Source organism: Bradyrhizobium sp. AUGA SZCCT0176, assembly GCF_018130145.1.
GTDB lineage: Bacteria > Pseudomonadota > Alphaproteobacteria > Rhizobiales > Xanthobacteraceae > Bradyrhizobium.
On record NZ_JAFCMB010000005.1, the window covers coordinates 236,785 to 250,954 of the forward strand.

11 protein-coding genes are annotated in these 14,170 nt (G+C 63.0%); 4 read left to right on the plus strand and 7 right to left on the minus strand.

The window, feature by feature from the left end; all coding sequences use genetic code 11:
• The first annotated feature begins 87 nt into the window (after positions 1 to 87).
• The 3 genes from JQ600_RS14915 to JQ600_RS14925 all read left to right on the plus strand — a co-directional run bounded on the left by JQ600_RS14915 (position 88) and on the right by JQ600_RS14925 (position 6,026).
• The gene (locus JQ600_RS14915) at positions 88 to 1,485 is read left to right on the plus strand and encodes a CoA transferase (protein ID WP_212385990.1); all 1,398 of its coding nucleotides are present in this window, start codon (positions 88 to 90) and stop codon (positions 1,483 to 1,485) included.
• A 136-nt stretch (positions 1,486 to 1,621) separates the two neighbouring features.
• Positions 1,622 to 2,869, plus strand: a complete 1,248-nt coding sequence (locus JQ600_RS14920) for an efflux RND transporter periplasmic adaptor subunit (RefSeq protein ID WP_212265445.1) — start codon at positions 1,622 to 1,624, stop codon at positions 2,867 to 2,869.
• A 34-nt stretch (positions 2,870 to 2,903) separates the two neighbouring features.
• Complete coding sequence (locus tag JQ600_RS14925; protein WP_212385667.1) at positions 2,904 to 6,026, plus strand: efflux RND transporter permease subunit; 3,123 nt, start codon at positions 2,904 to 2,906, stop codon at positions 6,024 to 6,026.
• A gap of 73 nt (positions 6,027 to 6,099) precedes the next feature.
• Here the strand turns inward: JQ600_RS14925 and JQ600_RS14930 are convergent, their stop codons facing one another.
• Together JQ600_RS14930 and JQ600_RS14935 are read right to left on the minus strand one after the other, a co-directional pair.
• A complete protein-coding gene (locus JQ600_RS14930) occupies positions 6,100 to 7,065 on the minus strand; it encodes an amidohydrolase family protein (protein WP_212385665.1) in 966 nt (321 codons plus the stop codon).
• 161 nt (positions 7,066 to 7,226) lie between these two features.
• Complete coding sequence (locus JQ600_RS14935; protein ID WP_212385663.1) at positions 7,227 to 7,787, minus strand: hypothetical protein; 561 nt, start codon at positions 7,785 to 7,787, stop codon at positions 7,227 to 7,229.
• 116 nt (positions 7,788 to 7,903) lie between these two features.
• Here JQ600_RS14935 and JQ600_RS14940 point away from each other — a divergent pair, with 116 nt between their 5' ends.
• Entirely contained in the window at positions 7,904 to 9,502 is a 1,599-nt protein-coding gene (locus JQ600_RS14940) for an FAD-binding protein (RefSeq protein WP_212385661.1), read from the plus strand.
• A gap of 140 nt (positions 9,503 to 9,642) precedes the next feature.
• Here JQ600_RS14940 and JQ600_RS14945 read toward each other — a convergent pair whose 3' ends face one another.
• The 5 genes from JQ600_RS14945 to JQ600_RS14965 all read right to left on the minus strand — a co-directional run bounded on the left by JQ600_RS14945 (position 9,643) and on the right by JQ600_RS14965 (position 14,053).
• Positions 9,643 to 9,987 (minus strand): hypothetical protein, encoded by a 345-nt coding sequence (locus JQ600_RS14945; protein WP_212385656.1) that lies wholly within the window; start codon positions 9,985 to 9,987, stop codon positions 9,643 to 9,645.
• Positions 9,977 to 11,077, minus strand: a complete 1,101-nt coding sequence (locus tag JQ600_RS14950; protein ID WP_212385654.1) for a hypothetical protein — start codon at positions 11,075 to 11,077, stop codon at positions 9,977 to 9,979. The genes JQ600_RS14945 and JQ600_RS14950 overlap by 11 nt, the downstream gene beginning before the upstream one ends.
• Positions 11,070 to 11,492 (minus strand): hypothetical protein, encoded by a 423-nt coding sequence (locus JQ600_RS14955; protein WP_192737394.1) that lies wholly within the window; start codon positions 11,490 to 11,492, stop codon positions 11,070 to 11,072. The genes JQ600_RS14950 and JQ600_RS14955 overlap by 8 nt, the downstream gene beginning before the upstream one ends.
• A gap of 34 nt (positions 11,493 to 11,526) precedes the next feature.
• Complete coding sequence (locus JQ600_RS14960) at positions 11,527 to 12,498, minus strand: alpha/beta fold hydrolase (RefSeq protein WP_212385652.1); 972 nt, start codon at positions 12,496 to 12,498, stop codon at positions 11,527 to 11,529.
• A gap of 136 nt (positions 12,499 to 12,634) precedes the next feature.
• Positions 12,635 to 14,053 (minus strand): TolC family outer membrane protein, encoded by a 1,419-nt coding sequence (locus tag JQ600_RS14965; protein WP_212265437.1) that lies wholly within the window; start codon positions 14,051 to 14,053, stop codon positions 12,635 to 12,637.
• Positions 14,054 to 14,170: the final 117 nt, after the last annotated feature.

Genomic DNA, 14,170 nt, shown 5'->3' on the forward strand with positions numbered 1-14,170 from the left:
CCAAGCGGATCGCTCTACCCGGATTGCGCTACGCTCCATCCGGGCTACGTTGCGATGCCAAGGAAAGACTAGGGAAGAGACATGCCGATGCAAAGCCCGCGTGAAATTCTCGGTGATATCTGGACGTCAGCCGGCGGCGAGGCTTCTGCGCTCGACGCCATCAAGCTGACCGGCGAAGAGCCGCAGTTGCCGTCGTCGTTTCGCGTCGCGGCCGCCGCGCAGGCCAGCGTCGCGGCAACGGGGCTTGCTGCCGCCGGGATATGGAAATTGCGCAGCGGGCAATCGCAGGACGTTACCGTCGACATGCGTCACGCCGTGGTCGAATGCCGTTCCGAGCGTTACCTGCGCGTTGACGACAAGCCGCCGCCGCCGGCCTGGGACGCGATCGCCGGCGTCTACCAGACGCGCGACGCGCGCTTCGTGCGGCTGCATACCAATTTCCCGCATCACCGCGACGCCGTCTGCAAGGTGCTGAACTGCAAGCCGGAGCGCGACGAGGTCCAGGCCGCGCTGATGCAATGGGATGGCGAGGCGTTCGAGACCGCGGCCTATGCCGCTGGCGGCGTGGTGTCGATGATGCGTTCGTACGACGAATGGTCGGTAACGCCGCACGCCAGGGCGCTTGCCGGATTGCCGCTGATCACAATCGAGAAGATCGGCGACGCCGCGCCAAAACCGTGGCCGAAGGGCGATCGGCCGCTCGCCGGCCTTCGCGTGCTCGATCTGTCGCGCGTGATCGCGGGTCCCGTCGCGGGTCGCACGCTCGCTGCCCACGGCGCCGACGTGCTGTTGATCTCAGGTCCAAATCTGCCGGCGATTCCCTGGCTTACGATCGATACCGGGCGCGGCAAGCTGACGAGCTTTGTCGAACTCAAGAGCGAACAAGGCCGCGCGGTGTTTCGCGATCTGGTGGCGCAGGCCGATATTATCTCACAAGGCTACCGGCCGCTTGCGATCGCCGGCCTCGGCTTCGCACCGGAAGAGGCGGCCCGTATTAGTCCGGGGATCGTCTATGTGACGCTGTCGGCCTATGGTCATGCCGGTCCTTGGGCAGAGCGCCGCGGTTTCGACTCGCTGGTCCAGACGTCCACGGGCTTCAACCATGCCGAAGGGCAGGCGGCGGGCGTCGACGGGCCGAAAGAGCTGCCGGCGCAGATGCTGGACCACGCCACCGGTTACCTCATGGCGTTCGGCGCCATGATGGCCAAGGCGCGGCAGTCGCGCGAAGGCGGCAGCTGGCACGTTCGGGTGTCGCTGGCGCAGACCGGTCGGTGGCTGTGGAATCTCGGTCGCGTCGCCGATGGCTTCAAGACCGGGGATTTGAAGGGGGAAACCGTGATGCCCTTTATCGAGGAGGTGGCTTCCGGCTTTGGTGCACTGCGGTCGGTCCGGCACTCGGCGCTGTTGTCGAAAACCCCAGCGTTCTGGGCCCGCCCGGCGATGCCGCTTGGCAGCCACCCGCCGCAATGGCCGGCACGCGAGTAGGTATTTTCAGCCGCCGTTCAGGCAGACCTCTCCAAAAATTAACGGCCGTGCTCGTTTTTTAGCTTGTTTGGAACTCCGATTAGGCACTATTAGCGGGTGAGGCAAATTGTCGCCATTGCTGAGTTGAACAGACCGCATGCGTAGCAAATTGATTAAGCAATTACAGATGCTTAGCCGCCGGCGACCGGCGCTGGTGATAGCCTTACTCGCGCTTGCAGGCGCGGGCGTCTATGGATTCCTGCAGTTCAGCGCGACCCAGCCCAAGCATTCCGAAGTGTCCAGTCAGTCCCGCAAGGGAGGACAGCAGCGCTACAAGCTGTCGCCGGCCGAATGGGCCAGCCTGACCATCCAGCCCGTCGCCACGCGGGGCTTCCGGGCCGAGCACGTCACCGAAGGCAAGATCGCGATCGACGAGGATCGCTCGACGCCGGTGTTCTCGCCCTATGCCGGCAGGGTGACCCGGCTTCTGGTCCGGCCCGGCGATAATGTCGTCAAGGGTCAGCCGCTGTTCGTGATCGAGGCTGCCGACAACGTTCAGGCGCAGAACGATTTCATCGGCGCCATGAGCGCCATGAACAAGGCAAAGTCCGCGCTCGATCTGGCGCAGCTGCAGGGCCAGCGCGCCAAGGATCTGTTCGAAGGCAAGGCCGTTCCGCTCAAGGACTATCAGCAGAGCCAGGCGACGCTGATCCAGGCGCAGAACGACATGCGCTCCTCGCAGACGGCGATGGAAGCGGCGCGCAACAAGCTGCGCATTCTCGGCCTCACCGACGAGGACATCGCGACCTTCCAGGAAAAGGGCCGCATCAATCCGGAAACCACCATCTTCGCGCCGATCGCCGGCACCGTGGTCCAGCGCAAGATCGGCCCCGGCCAGTATGTGAACTCCGGCGCCAGCGATCCGGTCTATGTCATCGGCGATCTCTCCACCGTCTGGATGGTCGCCTTCGTGCGCGAGACCGACGCCGCCAATGTTGCGGTCGGGCAGGACGTCGCGTTCAACGTGCTGGCGTTGCCGAACCAGGCGCTGTCGGCGCGCGTCAATTACGTTTCCACCGCGATCGATCCGGCGACGCGCCGGCTGCTGGTCCGCGCCACCGTCGACAACGCCAATGGCGTGCTCAAGCCGGAAATGTTCGCCAATGTGACGATCTATTCGGCCAGCGATCATCCGGCGGTCGGGGTGCCGAAGACGGCGTTGATCTACGAGGGGGATCAGGTCCGGATCTGGGTCGTGCATGACGACCATACGATTGAACTCCGCCAGATCAAGGCGGGCCTTGCCAATGGCGATCTGGTCGAGGTGGTCGGCAATCTGAAGCCCGGCGAGCTGATCGTGACAAAGGGCGCGCTGTTCATCGACCGGGCCGCGTCCGGCAGCTGATCTCCCGCTCTACTCACGGAAAGCTTCGATCTGAATGGATCGCCTCGTCGCCCTTGCCGTCAGCCGCCGCTATTTGATGGTCGGCATGTTCGTCGCGGTAATGGTCGGCGGCCTGATCGCGTTCAAGCAGCTCAACATCGAGGCCTATCCCGATCCGACCCCGCCGATGGTCGACATCGTGACGCAAAGTCCGGGCCTGTCGTCGGAGGAGATCGAGCGCTACATCACGATCCCGATCGAGACCCAGGTCGCCGGCATCAAGAACCTGCGTACCATCCGCACCATCTCGCTGTACGGCCTGTCCGACGTCAAACTGCAGTTCTCCTTCGACTACACCTATGAAGAGGCGCTGCAGCAGGTATTGAACCGGCTGTCACAGCTCGCGCCGTTGCCGGGCAACGTGCAGCCCGGCATTTCGCCGCTCAGCCCGATCGGCGAAATCTATCGATACCGGCTGAAAGGGCCGCCGAACTACAGCGTGCTCGACCTCAAGACGCTGCAGGATTGGGTGTTGCAGCGCCGCTTCCGCGCCGTGCCCGGTGTGATCGACGTCACCGGCTGGGGCGGCAAGACCAAGACCTATGAGCTGCAGGTCGACTTCAACAGACTGGTCGCCAACGGCCTGACGCTGCCGCAGGTGCTGCAGGCCGTCAGCAATGCCAACATCAATGTCGGCGGCAACACCGTCAATATCGGCGCGCAATCCGCCGTGGTGCGCGGCGTCGGACTGATCCGCTCGATCGACGACCTCAACAACACCATGGTGTCGCAATCGGGCGGCAATCCGGTGCTGGTCAGCGACATCGCGCATGTCACCATCGGCGAGAAGCCGCGGCTCGGCATCGCCGGCCTCGACCAGGACGACGACATCGTGCAGGGCATCGTGCTGATGCGGCGCGGCGAGCAGAGTGCGCCGACCATCACCCGCGTCGAGCAGCTGGTCGCTTCCATCAACAATTCCAGCATCCTGCCGCCCGGCGTCAAGATCGAGCGGATCTATGACCGCAAGGACCTGATCGACATCACCACCCACACCGTGCTGCACAACATGGTGGTCGGGATCATCCTGATCGTGCTGCTGCAATGGATATTCCTCGGCGACCTCCGAAGCGCGTTGATCGTCGGGGCGACGATCCCGTTCGCGCTGTTCTTCGCCGTCATCATCCTGGTGCTGCGCGGCGAATCCGCCAATCTGCTCTCGGTCGGTGCGATCGATTTCGGTTTGATCGTCGACGCCACCGTGATCATGGTGGAAGCGATCTTCCGCCGGCTGTCGCAAACCACGGCGTTGTCGGAGGCCGAGCGCAGCCAGATCTCCTACGAAACCACGATGGGGATGAAGAGTCACGCCATCCTCTCCGCGTCCGCCGACGTGTCGCGTTCGATCTTCTTCGCCGCCGCCATCATCATCGCCGCCTTCCTGCCGCTGTTCACGCTGAGCGGCGTCGAAGGCAACATCTTCGGGCCGATGGCGCGGACCTATGCCTACGCGCTGGCCGGCGGCTTGCTGGCGACCTTCACCGTCACGCCGGCGCTGAGTGCCATCATCCTGCCCTCGCATATGGAGCACACCGAAACCTGGATCATGCGGCAGCTCGACCGGCTCTATCTCCCGGTGCTGAAATGGGCGGTCGCGAACCGCAGAATCGTGATGGCCGGTGCTGCGGTCCTCGTGATCACGACCATCGTGTTCGCGCGGCTGCTCGGGCTGGAATTCCTGCCCAAGCTCGAAGAGGGCAATCTGTGGATCAGAGCCACGTTGCCGCCGACCATCTCGCTGCAGGAAGGCAATACCTACGTCAACGAGATGCGAAGGCTGATCCGCAGCCGTCCCGAAGTGGAGTCGGTGGTGTCGCAGCACGGCCGCCCCGACGACGGCACCGACGCCGCCGGCCTGTTCAATGCCGAATTCTTCGCGCCGTTGAAGCCGGCCAGCGAATGGCCCAACACCCATGACAAGGACGAACTGACGGCGCAGTTGCTGGCGCAGTTGCAGGAAAAATTCCCCGGCGTCGAATTCAACTTCTCGCAATATCTGCAGGACAACGTCTCGGAGGCGGTCTCGGGCGTCAAGGGCGAAAACTCGATCAAGCTGTATGGCAACGATCTGCAGGCGCTGACCGACACCGCCAACAAGATCAAGTCCGTTCTCGCCACCGTGCAGGGCGTCACGGATCTCGCGGTATTCACCTCGCTCGGCCAGCCCACCGTCCAGATCGATGTCGATCGGGCGCGGGCGGCGCGCTACGGCCTGTCGCCCGGCGATATCAACGCCACCATCAAGGTCGCGGTCGGTGGCGACACCGCCGGCGACATCTATGAACCCGGCAGCGACCGGCATTTCCCGATCATCGTGCGGCTGGCGCCGGAGTATCGCAAGAGTGCCGAGGCGATCCACAATTTGCGGATCGGCGTCGCCGGACCGGGCGGTGCGATCACGCAGATCCCGCTCAGCGAGGTCGCGTCAATCAATTTGATCTCGGGCGCCGCCTATATCTACCGCGAAGGGCAGGAACGCTATCTGCCGATCAAGTTCTCGGTCCGCGAGCGCGATCTCGGCAGCGCGATCCAGGAAGCGCAGGACAAGGTCGCAAGCCGGGTCCAGCTGCCGCCGGGATCGCGGGTCGAGTGGGTCGGCGAATTCGGCAATCTGCAGGACGCCATCAAGCGGCTCTCGATCGTGGTGCCGATCAGCCTGGCGCTGATCGCGGTGCTGCTGTTCTTCAATTTCGGTTCGATGGTCGATACATTATTGGCGATGAGCGTGATTCCGATGGCGATCTTCGGCGGCGTGCTCGGGCTGCTGATCTCGGGGATTCCGTTCAGCGTATCGGCGGCGATCGGCTTCATCGCGCTGTTCGGCATCGCCGTGATGGACGGCATCATCATCCTGTCGCAGTACAATCAATTGATCGATGAAGGCTATGAGCGGATGCGAGCCGTGATCCGCACTGGCGAGCTGCAATTGCGGCCGGTGCTGATGACCTGCGTCGTGGCCGGCGTCGGCCTGCTGCCGGCGGCGCTGTCGGCCGGGATCGGCTCGCAGGTGCAAAAGCCGCTGGCGGTGGTGGTCGTCACCGGCATGATGCTGGCGCCAATCGTCATCCTGATCACGCTGCCGGTGCTGATCTCGGTATTCTCGCGCCGGGCGCGCTGAGGGGGGCGAGTGGTTGCAGGATTAGGACCGCGACCCGCTCCGGCACACGGAGCGGGCGGCGATCTTGAGAACCTCAGAACCCGTAAAGCCGCGCCGGATTGTCGACCAGGATCTTCTTGCGCACGGCGGCATCCGGCGTCCACACCGGAAGCTGGTTGAGCAGGCGTCCGTCGTCGATCTGGAACAGCGGCGTCACGTCGGTAACTTGTTTGCCGCCGGGCGTCACCGAGTCCGGATGCGGCCAGTCGGTGCCCCAGATGATGCGGTCGGCATTGGCCGCGATCAGCGCCTGGGCGAGCGGGGTGGCATCGGCATAGTCAGGCCCCAGCTTCGAGGCGCGGTAGGCGCCGGAGATCTTCACATGGGCCTTGCCTGATTTCACCAGTTCCACCAGATCGGCAAAGCCGGGCTGGCCGACACCAAGGGCGGCCTGCGCGCCGCCGAAATGGTCGAACACGACCGGCACCGGCGACGTCGCGACCAGATCCTTGATTGCCGTAATCATCGCAAGGCTGGTGAACAGCTGCACATGCCAGCCGCGCGCCTTGATGCGTTCGACGGCGGCGGAGAACCGCGGCCGGCCGACGGTGGGATCATTGACGCCGCCGGTGGCGAGGTTGAGCCGGATGCCGCGGATGCCCGCCTTGCCCATGGCGTCGAGATCGGCTTCCGATGTCTTGTCGTCGATCACGGCGACACCGCGCGCGGTTGCGCCGCGGGCAGCCATGCCGAACAGGGTCGCGGAGTTATCGGGCCCGTAAATGCTCGGTGTCACGATCACCACGCGTTCCATCCTGATCGCCTTGTGCAAGGCGGTCATCTCTTCCGGCGAGGCCAGTTCCGGCGTGTAGACGCGGCCGGCGAAGAACGGGAATTTCGCAGGGTCCGGATGGATATGGGTGTGGCAATCGCAGGCGCCTGCAGGAATGTCGAAATTCACCGGCGTCGCCGGCTGGGCTGCCTTGGCAAGGCCGGTTCGGCTGTTCATGGTCACTCCGGCGGCGATCGAGGCAAGCATCATACTGCGTCGCGTCAGCATTGGCGTTCTCCCTGTGCGTTTCGTGTTGTTGATTGTCTGCATCTCGACGGGGCGCGTGGCCGGTCGATCTCGATAGCGTTTCCTACTTAGTGCGCCGGGCGTTGTTCGCCGCGGCCGTGTGCGAGACTATAGAGCTGCGCGCGTTGCGGGAAGGGCGATTGCTACGTGGGATTGATATGGCCGTCAATCGCGTGGCGCACTTCTCCGACAAGCTCCGGCAACGGCCGCGATCCGTCGAGGCGCAGAACCGGGCAGGGCAATGCGGCAAGCCAGGCCTGGTGCCTCGCCAAATTGCGGCTCACGTTGCCTTCCTCGTAGCCGGAAGCCCATTCGATGAATTCTTCGGTCGCCTTATGCCGCCATCCGCCAGGAGCCACGGCATTGGTGCCAAAATGCGTGGCTTCACGGGCACGCAGCCGCTGCAGGCGTACCTCGCGCGGGGTGACGAGGAAGACCACCAGATCGAAATCGGAAATCAGCCCGTCGCCCCAGCCATTGAGCGATCCGCTCAGCACCCAATCCGCACACGGCAGAAATATCTCGCGCATCAGCTCCAGGCGCTCGCTGGCCTCGCGCATTACCCGATAGGGCGGAATGGTCGGTCGCCAGAAATAATCGTCGGTGTCGTGATGCGGCATCGCCAGCGAATCGGCCAAAGCTCGGCCGAGGCTGGTGACGCCCGAACCCGATGCACCCATGATGTGTATGCGGCAGCTTTTCATCGCAATATCAAGGCTTAGCGTTTCAGTAAGCTCGGCAATCCATCGAACCATAAGCCGCGCCAATTTGACTAATTATCGGCCCGCCCGGACTATCAGTCATCATCTGGAATCAATGCATGCGAAAATTTTCACAGAAGTTCAAAACCGGGGCGTCCGTCGTCGCGGTGGTCGTGGTGCTGTTTGGCGTTTACGGCTACCGCAAACTGCAGGCGCTTGCCGCCGATCCCAGCGGCGAAAAGGATTGCGGGCCGGCGGTGGGGGGTGGCGAGCAGGCCAAGATCGATCTGGAGCGGATCAAGGCGATTGCACCGCTGAAAGACGTAAAATGGTCGCAGCTCGGCGGCAGCATCAATGATGCCAGCTGTCTCAACAAGACCGAAATCTACGGCGTGGTCGAGGTGCGCAGCGTTGACGACATCACCAAAACGCTGACGTTTGCGCGCGACAACAAGCTCTCGGTCACGACCGCCGGCGTACGCCACAGCATGGGCGGGCAGGCGTTCCGCAAGGGCGGCATCGTGCTCGACATGCGTGGTTTCAACAAGATCGTGCTCAACGAGAGCCGGCGATCCATCACCGTGCAGCCAGGCGCGACCTGGCACGACATCCAGAACCTGCTGCACCCGCGCTTTGCGGTGCGTGCGATGCAGTCGACCGATATTTTCAGCGTCGGCGGTTCGATCTCGGTCAATGCCCACGGCATGGACCATCAGGCCGGCGCGCTCCGCAAATCGATCAAGTCGATGCGCGTAATGCTGGCGGACGGTACGCTGCGCACGGTGTCGGAAACCGAGAACAAGGAGTTGTTCAACCTCGTGGTCGGCGGCTACGGCCTGTTCGGCGTGATCGTCGAGGCCGAACTCGATATCGCCGACAACCTGGTCTACCAGACCGGACGTCGCATCATGGACTACAAGGAGTTTCCGGGGCTGTTCGCCAAGGAGATCGAGAAGGATGCCAATATCGGCCTGATGTACGGCCACCTCTCAACCGCGCCGAGCAGCTTCCTGCAGGAATTGCTGCTCTATACCTACACCAAGGTCGACGGATCAGATTTCAAGCGCGAACCGCTTGGCGAGGTCTCGGGCACCAAGCTGCGGCGGCTGACGATCAACCTGTCCAAACAAGGCCCGCTGTTCCAGGAGATGAAATGGCTGTCCGAGAAGCACATCGAGCACCGGATGGAAACCTGCACCGTGACGCGGGCGCAGGCGATCGGATCGGCGGAGGCCTGTCTCGTCAACCGCAACGACCCGATGCACGATTCCGTGCCGTATTTGCGCAACGCGCTGCCCAACGACACCGACATCCTGCATGAATATTTCATCCCGCGCAGCCAGTTCGTCTCCTTTGTCGACGGCATGCGCAAGGTGCTGACCGACAACAAGACCAATTTGCTGAATGCCTCGGTGCGCATCGTGCATCAGGAAGACAACTTCCTGACCTATTCGCCGGAGCCAGCATTCTCGCTGGTGCTCTACATCAACCAGACCACGGATGATGAAGGCAACAAGCGGATGAAGAAGGCGACCGAAGAGCTGATCGATCTCACGATCGCGCACAAGGGCCGGTTTTTCCTGCCCTACCAGCTCTATTATTCGAAGGATCAGTTGCAGCGGTCGTATCCGCAGATCAACGACTTCTTTGCGGCGAAGCGGAAGTATGATCCGGCGGAATTGTTCACCAACACGTTCTATCAGAAGTACGCGTCCTAGCGTGGCGAGCTCTCATCTCCGTCATGGCCGGGCTCGTCCCGGCCATCCACGTCTCCTTGCTTGGTGCGTCAAAGACGTGGATGCCCGGCACAAGGCCGGGCATGACGAGAGATGAATCGAACTTCCCGACTTTCGGTCGATCACAGCTGCGCGATGCGCTTGGGCGGAAGCCCGCTGCAGCCGCCGGCTTGCTCCGCGTCCAGCACCAACAGCGCACCTGCCGCATAGAGGCGGGCGACGAAGCCGGCATCGTCGGAGCGGGCGAAGGTGACATAGTCGCTCGCTGCAAGCACGCGTCCGTTGGCTTTGGCGATAATGGCCAGCGCCTGCGCCGGCGGGCCGATGATAGCCATCGACTTGCCCGGCGCCGATCCGAACGTCAAAGCGATCACAACCGCAAGCCAGCCGCACACCACGAGCGCGAAAGCGCCCGCGATCCGGCGTAGTGGCCGCAGCCTGCGATGATGTGGCGCTTCAGTAATCATAGAAATGCTCGATGCTCACGCCCCTGGCCTTGAGGTCGCGGTTGATATCGACGAGACGGTCGATCCTAGCCTTCAGGCCGGCCCTGCGGAAGCCGGGTTTGCCGTCAAGCTCCAGTGAAAACAGTTCCGTGGTTCCTTTGACGTCAAGCTTGGCGGCGTCGGGCGCGATCACGGTGATCAGGATTTCACGGTTGCCGGCGATCTCGGCGAGGCCATATCCCTGATCCAGCAGGCTCTGCAGGATTTCGGTGAAATCCTTGTAGCGCGGCGCCTGCACCAGCTGCCATTGCGGCGTCAGCGTGCGGATCGGTTTGATACGCGGCTCCTTCGCCAGCACCGCCGGCGGCAGTGTCGCGACCGCGAACATGATGTCGCGCGGCTCGTCGTCGCCACCGGCATCGAGCGCTTTCTGGATCAGCGCGGCATAACCGACCTTGAGATAGTACTCGGTGCCGAGCGCAAAATACCGCTCCCATGTTCGCAGCGGGCTATCGGTCCGCGCCGAGATCGCCATCAAGCCATCGAGCTTCTCGCGGAACGGAAATTTGAACCAGGGAACGGTATAAAGAAACGCCGCATAGTCCTGCAGTACCTTGCGCGCGTACAGGTCTTGCGGGGTCCGTTCCTCGCCCCGGATCCATTCGAACACACGGCCGATGGTGTTTTCATAAAATCCCTTGATCGCGTATTCGATCGAGTAGCTGACGCCGATAATATAGATCATGGTTTTGACTTCGGTGAGCGATTCACCGGTCGACGGCACCGCCTGATTGATGGTGCAGAAGCTGCGCCAGAATCCGAAAATGTGTCCGAGATAGTTGAAATGGCTTTCGCTGGACCGATCGAGGAAGCGGCCGAAATCCTCGAACGAATAAACGATGTACCATTCGGGAAAGGTGAAGAAGGTATTGTTCTGCTTGCGCTGGTAACGTGGCTCATTGATTGCAGGCAGCGTCACCGACGGCGCAGGTGACGCCGAAGCCGACGAAGAGGGGCGGCACGTGCCCTCGATATAGGCGAGCGGCCCAAGCACCGACACCGCGATCAGGATCGCGATGACGACAAGAATGCGCCGTAGCCATTTAAGCATGAACGGCGGTCCGCGTGCGCGGCGCCAGCAGATAGCCGATCAGGATCGCGACACCGCCGAGGGCGAGATGCGGCGCATTGGTGAACACCCGCGTCATCAGCGGCAAGTCGCGGATGCCGTTGATCAGGATACCGAAGTCGAGATAGCCCGAGCCGGTGAAGAGGCCGAGCAAGCCGTCGGCAAAGTAGAACGCGCCGAACAATTGGAAGAACAGTTCCGAGGCGCGGCGAGAGGTCAACGCTGCCGCGAGTGCCCACAGCGCGGAAACCAGATGCAGCCCGTCGGCATACCAGGTGCGGCGGAACAGGCCGAAGATCATGTCGTTCTGGTCGATGAAGGCCGGGATGTATCCGGTCAGGATCACGAAGCCGAGCAGGGCGGCGTAGCCCCAGGCGCACAATCTGATGATATCCATGATCCCTCCGGCCTTCTCGAATCTGTCCGTAAGTCTAGAGCTTTCCGAGCGCCTTGAGCAGGGCGTCGTTGAACAAAGCGGGATCTTCGATTTGCGGAATGTGACCGAGTCCGGGCAGCAAGGTGAGGGTGGTTTCCGGCGGCAACAGCGTTCGCAGATCAAGCGCCTGCTCAACCGGGGTAGTGTTGTCCTTGTCACCCCACAGGATCGCGACCGGGAGTTTCACCCGCGCATAGGCGCGGCGGTCGGCACTGATAGCGTCGCGGTCGGCGCCGAGGAAGTAATATAGCCAGTCGGCGATGTCGGGGGTGGTGTCGCGCTGCGTCGTCGGCCGCTGCAGGATCGCGACGAATTCGGGCAGCGCGCGTTCCTTTTTCTCGATCAGGGATTCGAGCAGCGTCTTCGTCGCCACTGGATTGGTGATGGTCAATGATACCAGTATTTCGCGAATCCATTTTGGCTGAATGATCCATGGCGCCTCGGAAGGAGCTACCGTCAGTCCCAGCGCCGCATCTACCAGCACGAGGCCCCGCGCCCGGTCCGGATAGCGCATCACCAGTTCGGTCGCTGCACCGGCGCCAAAGGAATGGCCGACGATAATTGCCGGCTTGGCTTTCAGATTGACGAGAACATCGTTGATGCGTGCAGCCTGATCCTTCCTTGTATAGCTGCCCGGACGATCCGAAAACCCAAACGGCGGCAGGTCGAGGGCGATGACGCGAAAGCCGGCGGCGGCGAGCACGCCGGTCGTGTGCCGCCAGAGTTCGCTCCACGCCGCCGTGCCGTGAAACAGCACGACAGGAATTCCATCCGCCGGGCCTTTTTCCTGCACGAACACACCACCGGAGCTGGTCGGCACCAAACGGCCCGATGGCGGCGCCAGTTCGGCGCGGGTGTGGGTTTCGCGGATCGATGCCGCCATCCGGAACGCTGTTATCGCGATCACGATCAATATCAGGAGCGCCAGCAGCGTCTTGCCCGACCAGCGCAGTATGTTTGAGATCACGAGGCCTCGCAGAAATGGATCGATCAAAATCGGGTGCAGTCAAATCAGATCGAATTTTAGGCTAGTGCAGATTCCCGGCGATGAAAAATCGCGGACATGATCAGCGGGCAGTTAACACCTGCGACAAAGTTGCGAATTATTGCCCCGACGGCGTGCGCAGGCCGTGCCAGGCGTCGCGCACCTGATGGTAATGCACTTCAGGCAGATAATCCGGCGTGTTGAGCCCCAGCGTCTTGACGTCGAGCCGGCCGATGGCGCTGAGCAGGGTGTAGGAGGCGATCACGCGGTCGCGTTGTGCGCCGATCAAGCGCGCCTTCGCGAGGATCAGATCCTGCTGCGAGTTCAGCACGTCGACCGTGGTGCGCTGGCCGCCCGCGGCCTCGCGCTGCACGCCCTGCAAGGCGACCGTTGCAGCCCGCACTTCGGATTCGGAAGCGGACACCGCGACCTTGGCGCCTTCATTGGCAACCCAGGCGCCGACCGCCGCGGTGCGCGCCTGGTTGCGGACCTGGTCGAGCACCAGCCGGCTCTGGGCTGAGATTTCCTTGGCCTGCCGGGTCTGCGAGGCGGCCATGCCGCCATCGTAGATCGGTTGCGTCAATTGGCCGGCCACCGAAGCCTGGTCGGTCCCGAAGGTGCCGAGCGTGGGATCCGACTGCTTGCTGCGGCTGACGCTGCCTTGCATCGTGATCGTCGGCATCAGGCTGCTTTCGGCGACGCGAATGCTGGTCGAGGCAACGTCGACGTCAAAGGCGGCCGCCATCACGGCTGGATGCTCCCGGAAGGCGAGACCGATGGCGTCGTCGCGGCTGCGGGGCAGATAGCGGTCTACGGTTTCGGCGAGGTTCAACTGCGTCGGCGCGTTGCCGATCACCTGGGTATAGGTGGCCTGGCTGATGGCCAAGGCAACCTCGGCGGCGTTGAGGTCGGCGAGGCCACGGTTGAGGCGGGCTTCGGCCTGGGCAGTGTCGGTCGGCGTCACGTCACCGGCATTGAGGCGCTTCTGGGTGATGCCGAGCGTTTCCCGCAGGAACGCGACGTTGGAACGCTGCGCGGTGACCAGCGACTGATTGGCCAGCACGTTGGTGTAGACGGTGACGGCATCGAGCAGCACGCCCTGGCCGACATTGCGCAGCGCCTCGCGGCCGGAAGATACCTGCAGTTCCGCGACGCGGACGCTGTTGGCGGTCTTGAAGCCGTTGAACAGCGTCTGGGTCACCGTCACCCCGATGGTCCAGGGTTTCAGGTTCGCCGACTGCACGGTGTTGTCGGGCAGGAGGTTGCGGACCGCCTGCAGGCCGGCGGTGAGGCTGGCGACGATCTGCGGCCGGTACCCCGCCAGCGCCTGCGGCACGCCTTCGTCGGTGGCGCGCTGGCGCGCGCGTTCGGCGTTGAGCTGCGGATTGGTCTGATAGGCCTTGGCCAGCGCGTCCGGGAGGTTCTCGGCCTGGGCGCCTGCCGCGGCAAACGCCACGCAAATCACGACGCCAAGGCAAATGCCTGTTCGAAGCACGCGCCTTGCAACGTGGCCAACTCTAGCGGCACGCCCAACCATTTGATCCCGCAACTACCCAAGGTCCGTCCGCCCCCGCCGACGGCCTCGTCACATCTACCTGTTTAGGGGGCGGTGCCGCCACTGGCAAACGGTCGCGCGACATCCTCACAGGAATTC

Coding starts and splice junctions, on each gene's coding strand:
- JQ600_RS14915 (WP_212385990.1), top strand. CDS start 88: ATGCAAAGCCCGCGTGAAATTCTCGGTGATATCTGGACGTCAGCCGGC.
- JQ600_RS14920 (WP_212265445.1), top strand. CDS start 1,622: ATGCGTAGCAAATTGATTAAGCAATTACAGATGCTTAGCCGCCGGCGA.
- JQ600_RS14925 (WP_212385667.1), top strand. CDS start 2,904: ATGGATCGCCTCGTCGCCCTTGCCGTCAGCCGCCGCTATTTGATGGTC.
- JQ600_RS14930 (WP_212385665.1), bottom strand. CDS start 7,065: ATGCTGACGCGACGCAGTATGATGCTTGCCTCGATCGCCGCCGGAGTG.
- JQ600_RS14935 (WP_212385663.1), bottom strand. CDS start 7,787: ATGAAAAGCTGCCGCATACACATCATGGGTGCATCGGGTTCGGGCGTC.
- JQ600_RS14940 (WP_212385661.1), top strand. CDS start 7,904: ATGCGAAAATTTTCACAGAAGTTCAAAACCGGGGCGTCCGTCGTCGCG.
- JQ600_RS14945 (WP_212385656.1), bottom strand. CDS start 9,987: ATGATTACTGAAGCGCCACATCATCGCAGGCTGCGGCCACTACGCCGG.
- JQ600_RS14950 (WP_212385654.1), bottom strand. CDS start 11,077: ATGCTTAAATGGCTACGGCGCATTCTTGTCGTCATCGCGATCCTGATC.
- JQ600_RS14955 (WP_192737394.1), bottom strand. CDS start 11,492: ATGGATATCATCAGATTGTGCGCCTGGGGCTACGCCGCCCTGCTCGGC.
- JQ600_RS14965 (WP_212265437.1), bottom strand. CDS start 14,053: ATGGTTGGGCGTGCCGCTAGAGTTGGCCACGTTGCAAGGCGCGTGCTT.